The organism is Bacillus sp. FSL K6-6038 (assembly GCF_038050455.1).
Lineage (GTDB): Bacteria > Bacillota > Bacilli > Bacillales > Bacillaceae_G > Bacillus_A > Bacillus_A pseudomycoides.
Window position 1 is genome coordinate 3865240 of record NZ_JBBOUH010000001.1, and the last position, 20765, is coordinate 3886004.

General features: G+C 34.2%; 24 protein-coding genes. 5 read left to right on the forward strand and 19 right to left on the reverse strand.

The window, feature by feature from the left end; genetic code table 11:
• Positions 1-6: 6 nt before the first annotated feature.
• From NSQ40_RS20255 to NSQ40_RS20305, 11 genes are all read right to left on the reverse strand, one after another.
• Positions 7-873, reverse strand: coding sequence for a cytochrome d ubiquinol oxidase subunit II (locus tag NSQ40_RS20255; RefSeq protein ID WP_016116081.1), 867 nt, complete (start codon positions 871-873; stop codon positions 7-9).
• Positions 874-1226: 353 nt separating this feature from the next.
• Positions 1227-1685 carry a TlpA disulfide reductase family protein gene (locus NSQ40_RS20260; protein WP_003208302.1) on the reverse strand — a complete coding sequence of 153 codons (459 nt, stop codon included), beginning with the start codon at positions 1683-1685 and terminating at the stop codon, positions 1227-1229.
• A 74-nt stretch (positions 1686-1759) separates the two neighbouring features.
• Entirely contained in the window at positions 1760-2308 is a 549-nt protein-coding gene (locus tag NSQ40_RS20265) for a peroxiredoxin (protein WP_003199933.1), read from the reverse strand.
• A gap of 208 nt (positions 2309-2516) precedes the next feature.
• A complete protein-coding gene (locus NSQ40_RS20270) occupies positions 2517-3647 on the reverse strand; it encodes an N-acetyldiaminopimelate deacetylase (protein ID WP_341286144.1) in 1131 nt (376 codons plus the stop codon).
• 154 nt (positions 3648-3801) lie between these two features.
• A complete protein-coding gene (gene dapD / locus NSQ40_RS20275) occupies positions 3802-4524 on the reverse strand; it encodes a 2,3,4,5-tetrahydropyridine-2,6-dicarboxylate N-acetyltransferase (RefSeq protein WP_003199928.1) in 723 nt (240 codons plus the stop codon).
• A 71-nt stretch (positions 4525-4595) separates the two neighbouring features.
• Positions 4596-5453, reverse strand: a complete 858-nt coding sequence (locus NSQ40_RS20280) for a LysR family transcriptional regulator (protein ID WP_003199927.1) — start codon at positions 5451-5453, stop codon at positions 4596-4598.
• Positions 5454-5668: 215 nt separating this feature from the next.
• Positions 5669-6112 (reverse strand): cyclic-di-AMP-binding protein CbpB, encoded by a 444-nt coding sequence (cbpB, locus tag NSQ40_RS20285; RefSeq protein ID WP_003199926.1) that lies wholly within the window; start codon positions 6110-6112, stop codon positions 5669-5671.
• A 249-nt stretch (positions 6113-6361) separates the two neighbouring features.
• The gene (abbA, locus tag NSQ40_RS20290; protein ID WP_003199925.1) at positions 6362-6553 is read right to left on the reverse strand and encodes an antirepressor AbbA; all 192 of its coding nucleotides are present in this window, start codon (positions 6551-6553) and stop codon (positions 6362-6364) included.
• 81 nt (positions 6554-6634) lie between these two features.
• Entirely contained in the window at positions 6635-7153 is a 519-nt protein-coding gene (locus NSQ40_RS20295; RefSeq protein WP_003199924.1) for a ribonuclease H-like YkuK family protein, read from the reverse strand.
• Between the two features lie 75 nt (positions 7154-7228).
• Entirely contained in the window at positions 7229-7378 is a 150-nt protein-coding gene (locus NSQ40_RS20300) for a hypothetical protein (RefSeq protein WP_042511459.1), read from the reverse strand.
• A 214-nt stretch (positions 7379-7592) separates the two neighbouring features.
• Positions 7593-7829 carry a YkuJ family protein gene (locus tag NSQ40_RS20305; protein ID WP_000055151.1) on the reverse strand — a complete coding sequence of 79 codons (237 nt, stop codon included), beginning with the start codon at positions 7827-7829 and terminating at the stop codon, positions 7593-7595.
• Positions 7830-8062: 233 nt separating this feature from the next.
• Here NSQ40_RS20305 and NSQ40_RS20310 point away from each other — a divergent pair, with 233 nt between their 5' ends.
• On the forward strand, positions 8063-8305 hold the full coding sequence (locus NSQ40_RS20310) for a glutaredoxin family protein (protein ID WP_003199922.1): 243 nt from the start codon (positions 8063-8065) through the stop codon (positions 8303-8305).
• Positions 8306-8317: 12 nt separating this feature from the next.
• Here the strand turns inward: NSQ40_RS20310 and NSQ40_RS20315 are convergent, their stop codons facing one another.
• The 3 genes from NSQ40_RS20315 to fadH form a co-directional block, all read right to left on the reverse strand.
• Positions 8318-8818 (reverse strand): DUF3993 domain-containing protein, encoded by a 501-nt coding sequence (locus NSQ40_RS20315; RefSeq protein WP_003199921.1) that lies wholly within the window; start codon positions 8816-8818, stop codon positions 8318-8320.
• A gap of 182 nt (positions 8819-9000) precedes the next feature.
• Positions 9001-10218 carry an EAL domain-containing protein gene (locus NSQ40_RS20320; protein WP_003199920.1) on the reverse strand — a complete coding sequence of 406 codons (1218 nt, stop codon included), beginning with the start codon at positions 10216-10218 and terminating at the stop codon, positions 9001-9003.
• 264 nt (positions 10219-10482) lie between these two features.
• Positions 10483-11247, reverse strand: a complete 765-nt coding sequence (gene fadH, locus NSQ40_RS20325; protein WP_003199919.1) for a 2,4-dienoyl-CoA reductase — start codon at positions 11245-11247, stop codon at positions 10483-10485.
• Between the two features lie 458 nt (positions 11248-11705).
• Between fadH and NSQ40_RS20330 the strand changes: the two genes are divergently transcribed.
• Positions 11706-12563, forward strand: a complete 858-nt coding sequence (locus NSQ40_RS20330; protein WP_006095819.1) for a metallophosphoesterase — start codon at positions 11706-11708, stop codon at positions 12561-12563.
• Positions 12564-12662: 99 nt separating this feature from the next.
• A complete protein-coding gene (locus NSQ40_RS20335; RefSeq protein WP_003208297.1) occupies positions 12663-12884 on the forward strand; it encodes a hypothetical protein in 222 nt (73 codons plus the stop codon).
• A gap of 360 nt (positions 12885-13244) precedes the next feature.
• Here the strand turns inward: NSQ40_RS20335 and NSQ40_RS20340 are convergent, their stop codons facing one another.
• Both NSQ40_RS20340 and NSQ40_RS20345 read right to left on the reverse strand, forming a co-directional pair.
• On the reverse strand, positions 13245-15344 hold the full coding sequence (locus NSQ40_RS20340) for an RNA degradosome polyphosphate kinase (RefSeq protein ID WP_371411637.1): 2100 nt from the start codon (positions 15342-15344) through the stop codon (positions 13245-13247).
• A gap of 123 nt (positions 15345-15467) precedes the next feature.
• On the reverse strand, positions 15468-17006 hold the full coding sequence (locus NSQ40_RS20345) for a Ppx/GppA family phosphatase (protein ID WP_097786581.1): 1539 nt from the start codon (positions 17004-17006) through the stop codon (positions 15468-15470).
• Between the two features lie 179 nt (positions 17007-17185).
• Between NSQ40_RS20345 and NSQ40_RS20350 the strand changes: the two genes are divergently transcribed.
• Entirely contained in the window at positions 17186-17644 is a 459-nt protein-coding gene (locus tag NSQ40_RS20350; protein ID WP_018764794.1) for a YkyB family protein, read from the forward strand.
• 30 nt (positions 17645-17674) lie between these two features.
• Here the strand turns inward: NSQ40_RS20350 and NSQ40_RS20355 are convergent, their stop codons facing one another.
• Both NSQ40_RS20355 and NSQ40_RS20360 read right to left on the reverse strand, forming a co-directional pair.
• Positions 17675-18295 (reverse strand): YkyA family protein, encoded by a 621-nt coding sequence (locus NSQ40_RS20355; protein ID WP_050775696.1) that lies wholly within the window; start codon positions 18293-18295, stop codon positions 17675-17677.
• 55 nt (positions 18296-18350) lie between these two features.
• On the reverse strand, positions 18351-19169 hold the full coding sequence (locus NSQ40_RS20360; RefSeq protein WP_018780872.1) for a peptidoglycan-N-acetylglucosamine deacetylase: 819 nt from the start codon (positions 19167-19169) through the stop codon (positions 18351-18353).
• Positions 19170-19961: 792 nt separating this feature from the next.
• On the opposite strand from NSQ40_RS20360, the gene NSQ40_RS20365 reads away from it, so the two are divergent.
• Positions 19962-20195, forward strand: a complete 234-nt coding sequence (locus NSQ40_RS20365) for a phage holin (protein WP_003199911.1) — start codon at positions 19962-19964, stop codon at positions 20193-20195.
• Between the two features lie 29 nt (positions 20196-20224).
• Here NSQ40_RS20365 and NSQ40_RS20370 read toward each other — a convergent pair whose 3' ends face one another.
• Complete coding sequence (locus NSQ40_RS20370; protein ID WP_170957068.1) at positions 20225-20740, reverse strand: hypothetical protein; 516 nt, start codon at positions 20738-20740, stop codon at positions 20225-20227.
• Positions 20741-20765: the final 25 nt, after the last annotated feature.

Genomic DNA, 20765 nt, shown 5'->3' on the forward strand with positions numbered 1-20765 from the left:
GTATACTTATTTTTGCTTTTGTATATAGAAATACTGCTGCAAATAAAATGCAATAATACAAATGAGCATACCAAAAACAAAAATATTTCCAAACGAACTAAACGTTTGAAACACAAATAATAATGTTTCTTGACCAAAAAAGGCAAATAAGAGCTGTGTAAAAGCAAATAAGAGCGCCCATTTATAATGCTGTTGATGAAATAAATAATGAGTTGCTCCTAAAAATGCACAAAATGAAATAATAAATATCCACCAGGTCTCTAAAAACACTTGCCATCCTGCAAAGTTATATCCATTTACAACAAGTGCAATGATTCCAATGACTAACATCGTGGGAACACTCCAAAATAACGCTCGACTCCGAAAAAATCGAATCCCATTAAAATCACCTTTTTCATTTGCGCAATACGTTAAAAATGCTGTACTTATATACAGGACAGAAAGAATTGTTAATACGATGATTAACCAAAAATGTAACTGATTATATTCATGTTCTATATTCGTAACAATAGCTGCTAACATACTTGGAATCAGCATACCTGTCCATCCGTCAATTTTCCTTTCATTCCAAAACACAGCATTTCCTATTCGAATTCCTAAAAGCATAAAAATAGTGACACCAATTACAAATAATGTTGTCTTATTTCCAACTAGACTTGTCGAAAAGGCAATTAGACCAATAAATAAAAAAAGAACGAATCCATTCATAATCTCTAATACTGGTGATAAATAACCTTTCACCCATTTATATGTTTCTTCATATCCTCGTTTATTCGTTAAGCGATATGCGTAAAAACTTATCCCGAAATAAACTGCTGCAATAATAACATATGCGTATAAAAAGAAACACAAGATTGCACTGCCAATCTGCACCTGATTCCCCACCCTTTTTTCTATATATCACATTGATTTTACACATTTATCGCATAAAAAGTAAACTAAAACATACAGTTCCATTTCCTTCAGTAAGATTTTTATTTCTAAATTAGTATGTACAAGTCCCATTTCTCATTTATCCTACTATTTATAAAGTGAAATTTTAATCAATGAAGGTTTCTTCCCCCCCACCTACCTTCTTTACTTTCGCTGCATGTTGAGGTGGAGCTCTTACCACCCATGAATAGCGTAATAAAACAAAAACCTCCTAATGAAAAGGAGGCTTTGCACATATCAAAAGAAACTTCTCCTTCCAAGCCACCTAGCATGTAAAGAGAAAGCTTCCCATCTTATTCAGCTTCTTTTTTCGCTTCATCTAACACACGATTTACTCGTTTTGTTAGCATTTTCATTCCACTTCCACCTGCTTGGAAATGACGAAGCACACCATTTTTATCAAATACATAATACGCTGGTACATATTGATTTTCAAATGCATCGGCAATCTTGTGTTGGTTATCCACCAAAATCGGTTGGGATATTCCGTGCTCTTTTGCAACTGCTTCCACTTGCTCAAGATTTAAATCTTCTTCTGAACGTGGCATATGAACTGCAACAACATTTAATTGCTCTTTATATTCATCACGGAATTTATTAATATCTGGCATTGCTTCTTTACATAAGTGACAACTAACTGACCAGAAATGAATAAGTGTTGGCTTTTCGCCAATTAGTGATTCACGTACTACTTCTCCATTTAACACTGTTGTTGCACCGTCTAAAGAAGGCATTGGTTGACGTAATTTCATGATTTTCCCCCCTTACGGATGTAGAGAAAGGCCTAACAAAATATTGTTAGACCCTGCTATATTTCACAATAAAATTAAACGTTTAAAGTTGCTTGACCTGGTTTCCAGTTTGCTGGGCAAAGTCCACCAGTTTGAAGAGCTTGAAGAACACGAATTACTTCGTCAACTTCACGGCCAATGTTGTTGTGATGTACAACTTGGTACATTAATTCGCCTTCTGGGCTAATGATGAATAAACCACGAAGTGCGATACCTTCTTCTTCAAGTAATACACCGTAGTCACGAGATACTACATGGTTTGTATCAGCAGCTAGAGGGTATTTTAATTCACCTAAACCGTTTTTCGTACGGTCAGTGTTAATCCAAGCTAAGTGAGTGTGAATTGTATCAGTAGATACACCAATTACTTCTGCATCTAAATCTTCGAACTCATCATAACGATCAGAAAGTGCGATAATTTCTGTTGGACATACGAAAGTGAAGTCCATTGGATAGAAGAAAAGTACCGTCCATTTGTCCTGTTTCATAACCTCTTCAAGACTTACTTTACCAAATTCTTTGTTTGGCATAACAGCGTCCATTTCAAAGCGTGGCGCTTGTTTTGCTACCATACGTTCTGCCATATGTATCAACCTCCGTAAATTTTTTATCATATATTGTCTACTCTTGTATTATATAAGAGGAATTAGTTTTTAGTCAATTTTATTTGATAATTATTATAAAATAACTTACTAACAACTTGTTCCTCCACCTACCATTATAAAGTATTGTGTTAGAATTACAAAAAAAATGCATCATAAATTATAATTTTCCACATAAAAAGAACAGGCTTTAACCCCTGTTCCCTTTCCATTTTACATATTGATTTAAAAACGAAATGGTTTGTTCGATTGCCTCTTCTTTCGGTTGTAGCTTTGCATGATGTAAACCATATTCTGAGTCTACCCCAAGCCAAAACATAAATCCTGGGATATCACGAAGCATATACCCGAAATCTTCTCCTGTCATCGCCTCTGTACATGTAACAACATTCATATTCGTTTGCTCAGATGCAAACATCATAAACTCTTGCGTTAACTCTTCATGATTATATACTTGATGATACATTGCTCCATAATCAATAACAGCTTCACATTGAAATGCTGCTTCGATACCTGTGACAATCGCTTCTATTCTGCTCTTCACTCGTCTCATCGATTCAACTGATAGTGTTCGAATTGTCCCTTCTAGGCGAGACTTTTCTGCAATAATGTTTTGGACTGTACCACCTGTAATTTTACCAATTGTAATAACCGCACTATCAAGTGGATTCACATTACGACTAACAACCGATTGAAGCTGTGTAACAAGATGACTTGCCCCAACGATCATATCGTTCGCAGTATGTGGATATGCTGCATGTCCACCTTTTCCTTTTAAATCAATATATAGTTCCGATGTATTTGCAAATAGTAATCCTTCTTTTGTTGCGATTGTCCCCACTGGATACTCTGGTGCGATATGAAGACCTAGAATGATATCAGGCTTCCACTCTTGTAGTTCTTCGCTTCCTAACATAGGTAAAGCGCCACCTGGTCCTTCCTCCGCCGGTTGAAAAATAACTACAAGGTTATCATCTATCCTGTCATTTACAACCGCTGTTAAGAGTCCTAAGCCGATTGTAGCATGCACATCATGACCACATGCATGCATCATTCCTTCATGAATAGAAGCGAATTCATACCCAGTTTCCTCTGAAATCGGTAAACCATCAATATCTGCACGATAACCAATCGTTTTCCTTGGATTTCTGCCATTCACTTTAACGATTACGCCCGTTTTCCATGTTTTAACTTCAATATATTCCTTAGGAAGAGTATAAATATAGTCTAAAATATATTGTTGTGTTTTCCATTCCTTAAACCCTAACTCCGGAATCTTATGTAAATCCCTACGAATTTGTACAAATTTACTGACTGTCATGTCTCCACCACCATTTATCTCGCTATTCGCGGGCAGTAAGACCTCCAACTCAAAATTCAGCGAAAGCAAAGAAGTTAGGTGGGTGATCAACTGCCCGTAAAAGTTTCACTTTATAAAAAGCGTAAGAGCTTATTTGCCCTTACGCTTTTGTTCTTTATTTTTCTGGGTTTAATTGACGAAGTTCTTGTTTAATTTCTGTTTTTGCTTTTGTCTTCTCATCAATTTCTTTAATAACACGAGCTGGTGTTCCTGCAACCACTGTATATGGCGGTACATCTTCCGTTACAACTGCACCTGCTGCAACAACCGCGCCTTTACCAACTGTAACACCTTCTAGGACAACTACATTTGCACCAATTACAACGTCATCTTCAACGATAACTGGTTTTGCAGAAGGTGGTTCGATCACACCTGCAAGTACTGCCCCAGCACCAACGTGACAGTTTTTACCTACTGTAGCACGTCCGCCAAGCACTGCATTCATATCAATCATTGAACCTTCACCGATTACTGCACCGATATTAATCGTTGCATTCATCATAATAACTGCATTATCACCGATTTCAACATGGTCACGAATAATTGCACCTGGTTCAATACGAGCTTTAATACCTTTTAAATCAAGCATTGGAATAGCAGAATTACGACGGTCGTTTTCAACAACGTAATCTACAACGTGCTTTTTATTGTCTTCAAGAATTGTCTTAATCTCAGACCATTCTCCAAATAAAACACCAGATTTTTTATTTACAAATGCTTGTACTGTTTCAGGGAATGTTACTTCTTTTAAATCCCCTTTTATGTATACCTTTACAGGAGTTTTCTTCTCGCTTTTTTGAATAAACGAAATAATTTCGTTTGCATCCATCATTTTCATGCTTGTTGCCTCCTAAATCCATTTATAATGTTACTCTACCAAACGAAAGAGCTACTAGCAAGACAATAATCTTATTTTTCCATTTGAATTTCTTCTATAATATCTAAAAATGCTTGCACTTGCTTAAGTTGCCTTGCAGAATCGCTTGTCAATAACCACGTTTCTCGAGTCAATTGAACAGGCGTTTTATATGTCTTTTCTCTTACTTCTTTTAACACAGTAGAAGGCAACAGTGCATAACCAATTCCATTTAAAACGAGCTGCTTACATGTTTCAATTTGATCAACTACAATCGTTCGTTTAGGAGGATTAGAAAATAAACTATACCACCAATTTTGTATTTGTCCATAGTATGTGGAATCGCTTTTAAATTGTATAAACGGTCTGTTTGTATCTTTCAACATAGAAATATCTTTAATTTCTGTGTCAACTAAATACAGCTCATCCTCAAATAATTGCTGTTTATACCCTTTATATTCTTGTTTCCCTCGTAGTATAGCTACATGAACATCCCCTTCATAGAATTGCTTCTGTACTTCACTACTCCATCCTGTGAAAAGGGAAATTTTAACAAATGGATATTTTTGTACAAACCGCTTTAAAACAGGTGGTAACCAATATTGTCCAATCACAGATGCCACAGCTATCTTTAATGTCCCATATGTTTCCGTACGATAGATTGCTAATTCACTTTTAATTGCCTCTTCCCTTTGCAACATATCTTTCGCATAATTGGCCACTTTTTCCCCTTCTGGTGTAATTGTCAGGCCTTTTTGAGAACGGATAAAAAATTTCATTCCCCACTGTTTTTCCATTGATTGTAATCGTTGACTGAGTGCAGGTTGTGAAACGAATAAGCGCTCCGCAGCTTTTCTCATATTGGATTCCTGTGCTAAAACAACCATCATTTGAAAATCATCAATTTGCAACTTTCTCCCTCTTTCCTTATCTTACATCTAACCTCAATATATATGTTGCACTATTCTCTAACATGCGATATTTAATTTTTATTTTCAAGAAGCTTGGATAAATTGACATTTCACTTAACCTTTTATACTTGTTGACGCTGTTCCCTATACACAATGGAAAAGAGACGCATGATAAAAAAGCGACTTCTTTTTTATTCGAAGTCGCTTACCCTTCTTTATCGATTATACTGTCTTACTTTTTTGTTCAACAATTTTAAAATAGCACGCCTTGTTAAAATTCCTTCAAAGTACCCGTCATTGTTTACAGCACAAATAAATGGATGATCAATTGTCATTTCTAACGCTTTAGCAAATGAATCTTCAAGTCCAAGATTCGGAATGTCCTTTTTCATTACATTCTCCACTTTCATATCCTCAAGCTTTTCAAATTCAATGCGTTCTAACCCTAAAATACCATCCAAAATCATCGCAGTACTTATTAATCCATGCAATTTATACATGGGATCTAAAACAGGAATCGCAGAATATCCAGACTTTACAAGAACAAGTAAAGCATGTTCTAAGCTATTTCCAATTTGAACATGTGCAACTTTTTCTGATGAAATCATTAAATCCTTTACAAGAACTTGTTGAAACTCATCTTTCGGAATACTAATCATTTTATATCCCCCACTTTTTCTCCCTTTTTCCTGCTAACATGATCTCCAATAGACTATTCATAAGAACCTTACTGTTCGAAGTTAATCATATCCACGGCTAAAAGTGTCACTTTATTTCCCATTTCTACTCATATCTTATGATAGCGTTTTCATATTATTATTTTGTCCTTATTTATTACAACAAAAAATAATGATACACAGTTCATTTTACCATAGAACACAAAAAAAAGACTACCTTTCTGGTAGCTCTTAGTATCCTTCATTTTTTAATCGATTAAATAACCTTGTAATTCTTCTATATTGGGAAATATCAGCTTTTTTTAAACCAATTTCAATATCTGTAAGCTCAACAGCTAGAATTTCAGTAGCGTAGTTTTGACGAAATAAAATATCTAACAGCAAGCTTTTTTCTTCGTTTGTTAAAGTAACTTCCGTCTGCATATACTCCTCTCCTTATGCTTTTTTCTTATTATTTATTATATAAAATATTCGCTTAGTTTAATAGATAAAAAATTCAGTTTTTTACTTTGTATATCGATTTGCATAACTAAAAGCTGCATAAGCATCAGGTTTAATTTTTGCAGTCAGCCCCATCGCCTTCACCTTCATTGTCATATCCGAAATAAATTCTTTTGTTAATCCATTATTTCCTATATCCAAGTGAATTTCCATTACAAATCCAGCTCCTTCATGAGCGTATGGATGTAAAATCTCCCATATCCGCCTTATATGTTCCGGTGTAAACAAACAGGCGACTTCTTGACTAAACTGTGTTTCTAAATATATTTTCTCACGTAAGGTAGGTGGTCTTTTATGTACTGCTTTATGTTTTAAACATCCCCATGCTCCTTTCCCAACACGATGAATGTGCACTGCCGTAATAAAACGAGTATCTTTTTGATGTGCTTGTGAATCAGTTCCAATAGACAGTCGATATAAATTGCGTGGATCTCTTTTAATAAAATTACAGATGCGTGAGAAAACCGTTTCAAAATTCATATTCCTCTCTGATACATTATAAAATGGATGCTCACCGTCCACATAGTCACGTCCCTTCGATTAGACAGACTTTTTGCATTCTCATTGTATGGGACAAAAGAGGAAAATATGACTTTATTATCCTTTACTTGTTTCTATATTTCGGATGGAATACTTACATGCTGGACAAGTATAAATTACATTCTGATTAGACTGAGCTGTTAGCACATGATCAATTTCAAATGACATATGACATTTTGGACAAACAACAATTGGTAATCGTTCCACACTCCACATTCCCTTCAAACTTTTAATATCAGTGTAGGAAGAACCAAAAAATCTTATACATATAAAGTGAAACTTCCATCAAGCTTTTACAAATCGTTATCTCCACATATCTTCTTTAATTCCTTATCCTCTTACTACCCATTAACGAAGAATGAAGTTATTATTAAAATCACCAAAAAAGGTACCGCTTCTCGCGGTACCTTTTTTGTATGTATCAAGAAATAATATCGTAGATCTCAATTGCAACCATATCAATGTTATCGAATTGATACACTTGTGGCTTTTCGCCTTGCTGATACACTTCTAACTCATACATTTCACTTTTATCGAAAAATTTCACGCTACATTTGCGTTCACCGTTCACTTCAAAATAGCGTTGTGCTACTTCACCGCTTTCAGCTTGTTCTTGTAGACTAACAAGTCGAGTTAAAATTCCTTGGAGTAGAGACATGAAATCTCCCCTTTCTCTAATCTTCCTACCAATAGGTTTTACAGCTATACTCATTCTATCCGTCATAACAGAAAAAATGTTCCACACTCTAGGATAAAGCTTCTTGACGAGAAACTCAACTAAAATTTGTCGAAAAAAGAAGTAAAAAGCAGAAAGGAAATCTTTTTTTTCCTTTATTGCGGTTTTTGTAGCTGCGGAATATAATAAAAAGCAGAAAAAGAGGAGGATTTATAATGAAAAAAATAGAGGTTTATACACAACCAGATTGTCCACCATGTACCATTGTAAAAGAATTCTTAAAACACAACAACATAACATACAAAGAATTTGATGTCAAAAAGGATACCGCTGCTCGCGACCGTCTTTTATATGACTATAACTCATACTCAACTCCAACCGTTGTCATTGATAGGGAAGTTGTCTCTGGTTTTCAAATTGAAAAATTACAACAGTTACTAAATCTAGAACAGGAATAGGCAATGATTCACCTATTCCTGTTCTTTCAACTCTTGTAATTTTTTCATTTCTATTAAAAGCTCCTGACTCTCATGATAACCAGCTAATTTCCATTTCCCTTCTTCCTTTTGCAACGTGATAATTTGATATTGTTCATTTTTCACCCATTCATATACGTATAAAAGCCCATGTTCTTCGTCAAATGCTAACTTTGTTTGAGAAGTAAAAGAAAAAGGAGCTTCTTTTGTAGGAAGTAAATGTTCACCACTTTGTTTGTCACCGTTACTATTTTCATCTGTAAAAACTTGAAGAAAGTTATTTGTAAAATAAGGTGATAGTGCATCATACATCTTCCCCATTGATAAATGCTTCCCACGAATTGAAAATTGTACCTCATATCCCTTTTGAATGGTTGTAAACACTTCTTTTCGATCCACTTTTATTTCTTCTTTACCAAGAACCGTTGTAACACTATACCCAACTAGAAAGGCAACACATAAAAATAGAACAAACCAAATTCCATATTTTCTCATTTTTTCACCTTCCTTTAACAGAGCTTGTCTTTGTAGTATTCATTGTAACAATGATCATGTAAAGAAAGGGATGGTTTCGTTCGTAAAATCTTTACAATGATAGACAGCATTTTTGCCATCTTTTTCACTATTACCAATTTATGCTAAAAACAAACAAAAAAATGCACGAATTGCTTCGCGCATTAAAATAAAACATCTTCTTCGTATAAAAATTCATAGGACAAATCAATAAATAAAAAATGTTCATCGTCAATTGGAAAGGAAAACGTTCGTACCATCTCTCCTGTTTCTATATCTGCATATAAATCAGAGAGTCTTGCTTTATTTTCAAATCTCATTTTCATTATATTTTCTAAAAAATACGGACGCCAACTCCAATTTTTCATATAATACTCTGGCATAACAATCCATTCACCATCTTTTTTCATAATGTTTCCTGATTGCTGAAAGCCGTCTTCATTACAAATAAAGATTCGAAAACTATAATGCGATACATGTTGACTAAAATGCAATAACCAATCATTAACGTCTTCATTCTTTTTCTGCTTAGATAAAACATTCCCAACTTGATTACGCAATGTTTCCGTTAATTGATAAATTTTTTGTAGTTTTTTCTTTTCATGTTGAATAAATTGATGACATTCATTACCAAGACGTTCTTTTAAAATATCCGCTTCAATAAAATCAGGTAAACATTTTTTTAAATAATCCCCTTGATAATATCTTCCACCATTTTTCCAAGCGTATTGCAGTTGGTAAAAAGCATCAATTTCTTCATATAATAATGTCGCACCAATTCTTCTTGCTAATAAAGACAAAGAATATAAAATATCTTGATAAGATTGTAAAAGTGCAGTTTGTCTTAAATTCGTTAAGTCCACCTTTAAAATATCAGGTGCCAGCACACTAATTCGTTCTAGATTACTCGTACCTGTCCCTACTTTATTAATTGAAATTTGAATGCCATATGTACGGTAATACATAAGTAAGTGATTAAATTGTTCTATATCTTCCTTACAATCATGCTCTGTTATTTCTAAAACGATATTCCCTAAGTTCAATCCTTTTTTTTCATACATTAACAGTAAATGAAGTAAACTTTCATCTTCATCATTCATTAATATGTTCGCACCCCGATGTATAAACAATAAAAATTTTTGATCTGTTTCCAAGTAACGTTCTAATGCTTTTTCTACTATGACATTATCCGCCTCTAGTTGAAATTCACCTGGAATGGAATCATCATGAAAAAAAGAAGAAAGACTTTGTATCCCTTCTTCCGTTTGGATACGTCCTACTACCTCATATCCAATTACTGTATGCTCATCAGCACTAAAAATAGCTTGATAATAAGGAAGGACTTTATCTAAATTACTCATCACATCTAATGCATCTACCAAAATGTTTCCCTCCCTTTACTTTTCAAAAATTATAACACGGTATGTATAGAAAAATAATAAAAAATCCCTTCAGTTTTCCTGAAGGGATTAGAGGGGTAAAATGCTAAGGGGAATTAGCAATTCTACTATGAAGAAAAAAGAGGTCTTAAATATACCTTATAAAAAACCTGTTGTAAACACTTTTCTTTCACATTTCACAAATCCGTCACATTTTACCTCACATTCATGGGCAGTAATCCCCACGTTTCACTTTATATAATCCCTTTAAAATGGATACTGATGCAAATGCTGTCCACCATCCATTGTCATACACGTTCCATTTATGTACGCTGCCTCATCAGAGCATAAATAAAAAGCTAAACCCGCAATTTCTTCTGGCGTACCAAGCCGACCAAGCGGGACGCTTTGCAGTGTACGATTGGCTGCCTCTTCTGAAATCCATAATTTATCCGCACCACCTGTTCGTTCAATTGGTCCAGGAGCAATTGCATTGACGCGAATACCATATTTACGCCCCCACTCAACAGCGAGCGTTTTTGTCATTGCCAACACACCTGCTTTCGCCGCAGCAGAATGAATGACACCCGGTCCTGCATCCCATGCATACGTTGCTACCATATTAATGATATTTCCTTTTATGCCCTTCTCAATCCAATACTTCCCTACTGCTTGACTACAATAAAAAGTTCCGTTAAGCACAATATTAATAACCGCATTCCAACCATTAATCGATAAATCTTCCGCAGGACAAATAAAATTACCTGCTGCATTATTTACTAAAATATCAATGCGTCCAAATTTTTCATCAACATATTCAATCATATTTTTTATATCTTCTATATTTCGAACATCCATTTGTACTGTCAATACTTGTCCTGAAAATTGCTCAATCTCCTTTTTCGCTTCTTCCAGCTTTTCTTGTGTACGCCCTGTAATAACAACGCGTGCTCCTTCCTTTGCAAAACGAGCTGCCATCCCTTTTCCCATTCCGCTTGAACCACCTGTTATAATCGCTACTTTTTCTTTCAAAATTTCCCCTCCCTAAAAATGAATACACATTCATTTTACCACTTTATTTCATAGAAATCTTTATATTTTTAAATTTTTCTGATATCTTTAGATAAGTAAATCACTTTCATTGCCATATTTCTTATAATCTATATAAATCCATTTTAGTTTTTCGACATATAATCCACTGCTATGCAGAACAAAAAGTGACCCGCACTGGTTTTCTCTCTTTGTTTTCACTTAGCATGGGGCAGGAAAAAAATCTGACTGCCTCTATGCATGGCCGGATGCTCTCTCCCACCTAAAGATTAGGTTTTTGTCGGTTTTTCAATTTGTATGTATATATACTACTTTTCGATATCTCAAAATATAATTCTAGAACAAGAAATAAACGGAAAGGAGAGCCAAGTGACCTATAATGATTTGCCTGTATATCTTATAAACTTCCTTTTGTATACTATAGGTTCGCTCATATTCCTATGAAACAAATAACGAGAAGAAACTTTATAAAAACAGGAATACGCACTTGTCTCTATACTTGTATTACAGCTGGTCTCGGTTATTACTATGCAAAATATATAGAGCCGAACTTTCTTTCTTTCACACATCATACCCTTCGTTCTCCACTTATTCCCAAAAACTTTCACGGTATGAAAATCGTCCAATTTAGTGATTTACATTTAGGATACTATTTTTCTCTCCAGCACCTTTCAACAATCGTTTCAAAAATAAATAGTGCTGCGCCTGATATTGTCCTTTTTACTGGTGATTTAATCGATGACTACCAAACATATAGCGAAACTCCCTTTGTTTCTTCAATTTTGCGAAATATTCGTGCACCCTTTGGTAAATTTGCAATCTATGGAAACCATGATCATGGTGGGTATGGAACCGAATACTATAGTCAAATTATGAGTGATGCAGGTTTTGAAGTATTACAAAATACCGAAAAACGTATTCGTTTATTCGATAATAGTGAAATTTCTATTTTCGGAATCGATGACATGCTTCTTGGCAAACCAGAAATCGAGGTAACATTACACCATGTGCAAAAAGAGCTATATACAATTGTGCTCGTACATGAACCTGATATAGCACCTAAAATTGCAAACTTCCCAGTAAACCTCCAACTTTCTGGACATAGTCATGGTGGACAAGTACAACTTCCCTTTTTAGGAGCGATCATTACCCCAGCACTAGCAAAACATTACATTGAGGGATTTTATCATATTCAAGAATTACTCCTTTATGTAAATCGCGGTCTTGGAAGGACACGTGTTCCATTTCGTTTTTTGTCCAGGCCTGAAATTACAGTATTCACCCTTCAGCACCTGTAACCTATAATTGCCTATTTTCTCATATATCCTTTCTTGTACTCGCTCATCCATGCTTTTTCACCATATGATAACAATGAGTCCAATAAAGGAGGTTTTTACATGTACCCATATCCTCAGCCCTATCTAGTTCGTTCAGGACCCATTGGCCCAGTAAGTGACTCACGCTTCTTACCCTTCTTCGGTGTTCCATTCTTAGCAGGACTTGCTGGCGGCTTACTTGGCGGAGCATTAGCATTCGGTCCTAGACCATCTTACTATCCTCCATATCCGCCAACACCGTTTCCTTGTTACGGAGGGCCATGCCAGCCGTATTATTATTGATATAAACAAAAACTATGAAAAAAGCCCCTTATTTATATAAGAGGCTTTTTTCATTCATTTCTATTAATTGAAATTTTATTTGATCATTTTTCTATATGAATCCATTTTGATTTTCCAATATATAATCCGCTACTATACAGAACAAAAAGTGATCTGCATTCGTTTTCTCTCTTTGTTTTACCGTTGCACGGAGCAGGAAGTGGGATTGACCGCTCCTATGCATAGCTGGATGCTCTCTCCCACCTAAAAAAAGGAGTTATGTCGTTTTTTTCAATTTGTATTCATATATAATATCCTTATAATCTTAGTACTAGGTACTTACTCATAAGTTATTATTAACTATTTCATATATACAAAACATTACTCTACATCAGTATTTTGATAAGCCATCTTAAATAATTTCACTTGGCTATCAATCTCTTGCGAACTATTATTGATTACATAATAGTATTCACCATCTTTGTTTTGTTCACGCGTTTTTACATTATCTGCTAAAATAAGCTGTAATATTGCGTTTATTCTTGCCTTCATTTCAAGGCCTAGAATTGGAAAAGATATTTCTACTCGCTTTTCCATATTCCTTGTCATCCAGTCAGCGGAAGATAAATAAATTTTTTCATCTCCATTATGATGGAAATAATAAATACGGCTGTGTTCTAAGTAGCGCCCAACGAGACTAATCACCCTAATATTTTCACTTACATTTTGAATACCAGGGCGTAAGCAACATGTTCCTCTCACGATAAGTTCCACCTTCACTCCAGCCTGCGATGCCTCATACAACTTTTGAATCAACGGTTTATCTGTTAATGAATTCATCTTAGCAATAATGTGTCCATTACCATATTGCTTATGATAGCGAATCTCTTCATCTATTAGCTCCATAAATTGCTGGCGTATATCAAAAGGAGCCACTGACAAATGATGAAAATGAGGTTTCGTTGTATAACCGCTCAAATAATTAAAGAAATTTGTTGCATCTACTCCAAAATCTTTCCGGGATGTAATATAGCCAAAATCTGTATATAGCTTTGCAGTCGCATCATTATAGTTTCCTGTCCCTAAATGTACAAATCTTTCAATTTTTCCGTTTTTTCTTCGTACAACAAGTGTAATTTTACTATGTGTTTTCAAATGACTTACACCATAAATAACGTGGCAACCCGCTTGTTCAAGTTCCTTTGCCCAATGGACATTATTTTCTTCATCAAAACGAGCCTTTAATTCAACAAGCACTGTTACTTGTTTCCCCTTCTCCGCTGCGGTCTTTAATGCCTGAATAATCGGAGAATCTCCACTTACACGATATAACGTTTGTTTTATAGCCAGCACATTCGGGTCATCTGCCGCATCACGCACAAAATCAACAACTGGCTGAAAAGATTCAAATGGATGATGCAATAAAATATCGTGCTCAATTGCTTTCTCAAATACATCTTCTTCATCGTCTAAATCTTGAGGCGGTTGCGGAATAAGAGCTGGATAAACAAGATGTTCATATAAAGGTGCTAATTTTTTGTATAAGGAAAATAAACATGTTAAATCTAATGGTCCCTCCATCATATATACATCTTCATCCTTTACCTCTAACACTTCATATAATAAAGCTAAAACTCTTTCATCTACGTGTTCTTTTCCAATTTCTAAACGAACAGCCGTCCCCCACTTACGTTTTTTTAACTCTTTTTCAATTACTTTCAATAAATCACGTGCACCCTCTTCATGTATTGTCAAATCCGCATTACGCGTAATACGAAAACGAGTGACCGAGGATACTTTATATCCTGTAAATAATTTATGAGTAAAACTACTAATTACGTCTTCTAATAAAATAAATTTATGTTTTTGATCTTCACTTGGCAAAAAAATAAAACGCTCGAGTAATGAAGGCACTTGGACAATACCAAGCTTTGTTCTGTTCTCTTCCTCTACCTGTTTCTCATCATAGAGAATAGTAGCTAAGTTTAAACTTTTATTTAAAAGCATCGGAAACGGACGATATGCATCTATCGCTACAGGTGTTAAGACTGGAAAAATTTGTTCGTCAAAATATTCTTCAATAAACTCACGTTGCTCTTTCGTTAAATCTTGAAATGTTAACGGCTCAATACCTTCCATTCCAAGCGCTGGCAGCACAGTATTTTTAAATGTATTATACTGAACTGTCATCAATTCATGAGCTTTCGTAGCAATTTTATTTAGCTGCTGTTTTGGTGTTAATCCAGCCTTATTTTCTGGTTGATTGAAGCCCGCTTTTACTTGATCTTTTAATCCAGCAACACGTACCATAAAAAATTCATCCAAATTTGAACTAAAAATACTAATAAACTTTAATCTTTCTAAAAGTGGATTACTTTCATCTTGTGCCTCTTGTAACACACGTTCATTAAAAGCAAGCCAGCTTAATTCACGGTTATTATAGTAAGCAGTATCATTCAAATTTATAGAGCTTTCCTTCATCAATTCCAATTCCATTTCCCCTCACACTTCCCTTGAAACTTTTTCAATATAATTTAGTTACATTTATTGTAACAAATTCCAATTTATCGAAGTGTAAAACTTTTGTAAAGACATCCGTACAACTTAATATTCCTCTTCAAATATTAAATCAATATTCATCTTCAATGCTTTTTCTAACTGCTTTTTCTGCTTTTCTGCTTGTACCTTTTCTGCTAAAGCTGATTGTTTACAAACAATGTGGAATACAAGCTTCTCTTTATTTTTTTCCACGTTAATCTTTTCAATAAGCGCCCTTTGTCTCACATTTAAAGCAGCTGAAAATTGTAAAACTGCCCCTAACAATCGAATTTTTTTCTGTTCACTCTTATCAAACCAATCTTCAAATGGTGTTAAGTGCTGTTTAAATAGCATTTTCGACTTATAAGATGCGATGAGTGCAAGTCTAATACGTTCTTTATGCATCATGCCGTCGATTGTTTTATTCGCCAATAAATAGAATGTATGCAGACGGCTTGCTTCTGTATCTATGTATTTCCCGATATTAAATACTTTGGCAGCTTGATAAAATATACCCCAATCTTTTTCTGAAAAAGAAATAATTTCAGACTCTTCAAGTTGTGTACAAATTAACGTTCCTTGCTTAATAAGTTGAACGACAAATTTCATATCCATTTCATATTCATAGGACAATAAGTGTAAACTTTCCTCTACTACATTTGGATAATAAGAAATACCTAATTTTTTTGTAAGTTCCTCATAGAAAACACCTTCTCGTAACCCTTTTCTGCTTAATACAAATGATGGGGCTTGTATAATATTTGTTAGCATATAAAATACTTCTATCGCTGGAATAATTGTATCAGCTCGATCTTTTGCTAACCCATCTAACTTCTGTAATTCTGTAAAAGAAAGACTTTCTAGTTCCTCTCTCACATCCCTTATATCTGCTTCCTTCATTTTATATAAATGCAAACCTGCTATCGGATAAGAAATTGCATTTTGATGAATTTTCACCATATTTCGAGCACTCCCACCTATAGCAATAAGGGGTAGTCTTTTTTCCTTTAACCAAGGTAACGTTTGAAATTGATACCATAGATATCTTCTTAATTCTTCTAATTCTTCTTTGGTTGGTGTCTCACGATGAATAAATTGTTGTTTTAAAGAAAGCGCTCCAAAAGGAAAGCTATAATATTCTACAATTTCTCGGTCCCGAAAATATGTAACCTCTGTACTTCCCCCACCTATGTCGACAGTAACTCCTTCTGTAAAAGAAGTTGAATTCATCACAGCTAAGTAACCATAGCGTGCTTCTTCATATTCAGATAATACCCTAAGCACAAAATCAGTTTTTCCTTCTACAAGTTTTTTTATTTCTTCTTGATTCTTTGCTTGTCTAATTGTTGCTGTCGCAACACAAAGCACATTATGTAATCCGTGAAACCTTGTACTTTCTTGAAATTGAAGTAATGTTTGCAGCAGTATATCCATCCCTTCTTGTATTAACACACCATCTATTAGATAATTTCTTAATCGTGCAACAACCTTTGTATTTTCAACTTCCTTATAAAAGCCTCCATTTTGTTTTTCATAAATCACCAATCGCATTGTATTTGAACCAATATCAATAATGGTATATTGCTGTTTCAATATATCTTTCACACTTCTCACTCTTTCATTATCAATTTTCTAGAAAGCATTCCTATCACTATTATACAAAATAGTTGTTTTTTGTAACAATATTGCTTTAATATTGAAAATGTATACAATCATTTTTTGTATATAATAAAAACTACTTTTATTTATGCTATAATATTGAAAAACTAGAAAGGGGTCCCACTATGAAACCTTCACAACCACAGTCTCAATCACACAAACAATATTCTATTGATCAATTAGCTCAATCTATTTTCATTGTGAACCGGCATGCCAAAGCTGCTACAAATCCTAAATATTTATATTGGTTGAAAAAGATTGCTTTAGAACGTTTAATTAGTGAAAAGAAAGCAATAAAAGAAGGATTACATTTCTCTAGGAATCCACGTTTTAGTCAGCAACAATCAGATGTTCTCGTTCGGTTAGGTGACTATTTTTTCCATATCCCTCCTACAAAAGATGATTTCAGTACTCTCCCACATCTCGGTAGCCTTGAATCTTCCTATAGAAACCCCAAAACAACTCTTTCTTTAGCAGTAGCAAAAAAAACGCTTCAAGATTTTATTGGGCCGGAAGCGCTAAAACAGGAAAAAAAATTAAGCGAACCAATTCCTTGGTATCGGCGTACGTATACAAAGAAATAAAGCAGGCTTGGCCATAATGGCCAACCTGCTTTATTTCTTCTCTTCTTTTATTTTAATGTTCGCTTGTTTATAAAATGCTACTTTTTCTGTATTATATGATTTTGTATATTCGTTGAACTTATCTTTTTCAGCATCAATATCTTTATAAGATTGGTTCACCGTTTTTACTTTCTCACTAATATCTTTTAATTTTGCTCCTTTATCTTGAAGCATTGTGAATAATTCTTTTTCTAACTTTAATGATTTACTATAGTTGTCATACATCTTCTTAAAAGACTCATATCGTTTTTCGTAAGTATTCTTTACTTTGTCTGCTTGTTCTTTTAACTTACCATTCTCGATTTTTTTCACATATTTATCAACTGATTTCACTTCTTCTTGTGCTTTGTTTAATGCTTCTTTTTCTTTATCAATTACTTTTCCACGTTCTGCTGTATTTTTCATTGCTTGATCTAATTTTTCTTTCACAGCTTGATTATTATCTTTTCCTTCTTGCACGATTTGACCGTATAATGCTTGGCCTTCTTTTTCTAATGCCTCTAATTTTTTCGCGTCTTCAAACATTGGCTTTTCTTGCTTCGCAGCATTTTCAAATGCTACATATAATTCCTCTTCTGGTTTTGGTCCGAAACAACCAGCTAATAATGTCATAGATAAAGCCGCTACAATTGCTATTTTATTATATTTCAACTTTTTTTCCTCCTACTTATATACGATCATCATGCCAAAAATTTAATGGAAAATGAGCAGCTTCTTCATACACTTCAAACTCATACCCTTTTTTACGAAGATCATCAATAATTGTTTGCAATGCTTGTACAGTTTGTTTTTTTTCATGCATTAAAATGACTTCACGTTCTTGTTTAGCCCCTGAAATGACATTTTGTACTACACCATTCGGATTCCCTGGTAATTTCCAATCTAAAGAATCAATAGTCCAGTCCCATTCTTTCATATTTACTGTTGCCATTTGGTCCCGCAATGCTTGATTAAGCCCTGGCATACTTCCGTACGGGCAACGAACAAGCTTAGGTTCCATCCCTGTAACATCTTTCACAATTTTCTGCGCTTGTTTCATCTCTTCTACAAACTGTCCTTGTTTATACAGTTTGGCATAATCATGTGTCATGCTATGAACACCTGGATAATGTCCTTCCTTTACTAAACGTTTCACACTCTCTGTATGAGAAGGGATGTTTCCACCAATCATGAAAAATGTTCCTTTTATTTCATTTTTCTTTAAGATATCTAAAATTTCTTTTTGAAATTCACTCGGCCCATCATCAAAAGTTAAGTATGCAACTTTGCGTACTTCCCCATTAAATTTCACCGGTGCTTTTTTATCCAACTCAACTTTTACCTGTTCACTAGCAAGCTGGATTGGGTTTACCTGAGTGGCTACAGCTCTTGCAGGTGATGTAAAGGATTGAAATATGAAAAACCCCGCCGCGATAGCACTAATTGCAATAGCAATTATAACTAGCCACCTGATCAAAGGTGATCGTCGGCTCCTCACGTCTATCATTCTACCATTCCCCTTCTCTCTTTCTATCAATCTTTTCTTGTTCATTTTACACAGTGTAAAGGTTTGCTTGCAACAATTTACAAATATTCTTTTTGTTCCCTCAAAAGGAAAAGTGTAGAGATTGTTTTCCCTACACTTTTAAATAAAAAAACATTGTGCAAAATGTATTGACACATCCATTACAATTATATGATGTTTAAATCTATTTTTAAAGACTTTTGTTACAAAATATCATTTTTTTGTAACAAAAGAGATGGAATTGTTACGAAAAAACTTTTATAATTCTCTATTTTTTAAATCTCTATGTTATACGATTGAGTTCTCACTTTATTTCATAGCTCTTCTAATGACTTTCGCTCTCCCGGATAAGTTACCGTCTAAAATAATAACTGAATACCTTTTATATAATATAAATTATAAGTAAAGCAAAAAGGATTGAGCATCTATACATCTTGCATTACTAATCATACTGTATGCTTCTATATCAATAATATTTTTTTACAAAACAAAAATGTACGTATTTTTCGTACATTTTCTCTCTTAAACTTGTATTCATTTTCTTTTCTATTTCATATATATAGTATATATCTATTTTGATTTTCCAACATATAAATCGATGCTATGAAGAACGAAAGGTGACTGCTACTTGTTTTCTCTCTTTGTTTTAACTTGGCATGGGGCAGGAAAAGAGTCTGCATGGCCAAATGCTCTCTACCACCTAAAAAAAGGTTTTATGTCGGTCTTTCAATTTGTATTTATATAATATATATCCATTACCGAAAGGAGAAAAAGATGTTACAAAGAGAAAATATTTCAGACGTCATTCGTTTTTTAGCCGGATTTCTCTTATCATTAAAACTATTATTTGAATCATTCGGGCTTTCTTTTATTACAAATGACCAAATTGATGCTATCATAAATGTTGCTTCTTTCTTATTTATTTTATACTTCGGATATAAAAATAACTATGTAGGAAAAAAAGGCCTGGAACAAAAAGAATTACTAAAGAAGCATAATTTGCATTAAAAAAGGAACCCACTTCCCGGGGCTCCTTTTTATTGTTGTATCAATATTGCTTCTTTTGTTTGAAGTGGTCCATATAATCGGCCCTTCTGCTGAAATGTGTATGTAGCACGTAACAAAATATGAGACGGGATTTGTATACGTGATGCTTTCACCTGACAGATTAATTGAGCTTTTTCACCTGGTAGTAATTCATCAATCCTCCACCTTACAAGTTGGAATAAAAACTCTCCCGTCCCTTTACTCGTTTGTAATGTATTAGGGATATATGCAAAATGATCACGAATCATATGACTAACGATTACGCGAGAAATTTCTTCGCTTCCTATGTTTGCAACTTCTAATTGAATAAAAAGAATTTCATGTACATCATAAACAACTTCTTGTGAAAAACACTTTTCTTTTTTACTGCGAATTTGTAATGTTACTGCTACATTTGGATTAGACTGTTTGCTCATAACTTCTTTAGAACCACCTTCCATCCACATAACAGGTTGTAAAGACAACGGAAACAATTCTTTATCTAGACTTATTTCCCACATTTTCACAATCACAATTCACCTCATTCCAGAT

What these genes read in the sequence shown, in the direction of transcription:
- NSQ40_RS20260 (WP_003208302.1), bottom strand. Translation starts at nt 1,685, where the DNA reads ATGAAATTACGTCAACCAATGCCTTCTTTAGACGGTGCAACAACAGTG.
- NSQ40_RS20265 (WP_003199933.1), bottom strand. Translation starts at nt 2,308, where the DNA reads ATGGCAGAACGTATGGTAGCAAAACAAGCGCCACGCTTTGAAATGGAC.
- NSQ40_RS20270 (WP_341286144.1), bottom strand. Translation starts at nt 3,647, where the DNA reads ATGACAGTCAGTAAATTTGTACAAATTCGTAGGGATTTACATAAGATT.
- dapD (WP_003199928.1), bottom strand. Translation starts at nt 4,524, where the DNA reads ATGAAAATGATGGATGCAAACGAAATTATTTCGTTTATTCAAAAAAGC.
- cbpB (WP_003199926.1), bottom strand. Translation starts at nt 6,112, where the DNA reads ATGATTAGTATTCCGAAAGATGAGTTTCAACAAGTTCTTGTAAAGGAT.
- abbA (WP_003199925.1), bottom strand. Translation starts at nt 6,553, where the DNA reads ATGCAGACGGAAGTTACTTTAACAAACGAAGAAAAAAGCTTGCTGTTA.
- NSQ40_RS20305 (WP_000055151.1), bottom strand. Translation starts at nt 7,829, where the DNA reads ATGTCTCTACTCCAAGGAATTTTAACTCGACTTGTTAGTCTACAAGAA.
- NSQ40_RS20310 (WP_003199922.1), top strand. Translation starts at nt 8,063, where the DNA reads ATGAAAAAAATAGAGGTTTATACACAACCAGATTGTCCACCATGTACC.
- NSQ40_RS20315 (WP_003199921.1), bottom strand. Translation starts at nt 8,818, where the DNA reads ATGAGAAAATATGGAATTTGGTTTGTTCTATTTTTATGTGTTGCCTTT.
- NSQ40_RS20330 (WP_006095819.1), top strand. Translation starts at nt 11,706, where the DNA reads ATGAAACAAATAACGAGAAGAAACTTTATAAAAACAGGAATACGCACT.
- NSQ40_RS20335 (WP_003208297.1), top strand. Translation starts at nt 12,663, where the DNA reads ATGTACCCATATCCTCAGCCCTATCTAGTTCGTTCAGGACCCATTGGC.
- NSQ40_RS20340 (WP_371411637.1), bottom strand. Translation starts at nt 15,344, where the DNA reads ATGAAGGAAAGCTCTATAAATTTGAATGATACTGCTTACTATAATAAC.
- NSQ40_RS20350 (WP_018764794.1), top strand. Translation starts at nt 17,186, where the DNA reads ATGAAACCTTCACAACCACAGTCTCAATCACACAAACAATATTCTATT.
- NSQ40_RS20355 (WP_050775696.1), bottom strand. Translation starts at nt 18,295, where the DNA reads ATGACATTATTAGCTGGTTGTTTCGGACCAAAACCAGAAGAGGAATTA.
- NSQ40_RS20360 (WP_018780872.1), bottom strand. Translation starts at nt 19,169, where the DNA reads ATGATAGACGTGAGGAGCCGACGATCACCTTTGATCAGGTGGCTAGTT.
- NSQ40_RS20365 (WP_003199911.1), top strand. Translation starts at nt 19,962, where the DNA reads ATGTTACAAAGAGAAAATATTTCAGACGTCATTCGTTTTTTAGCCGGA.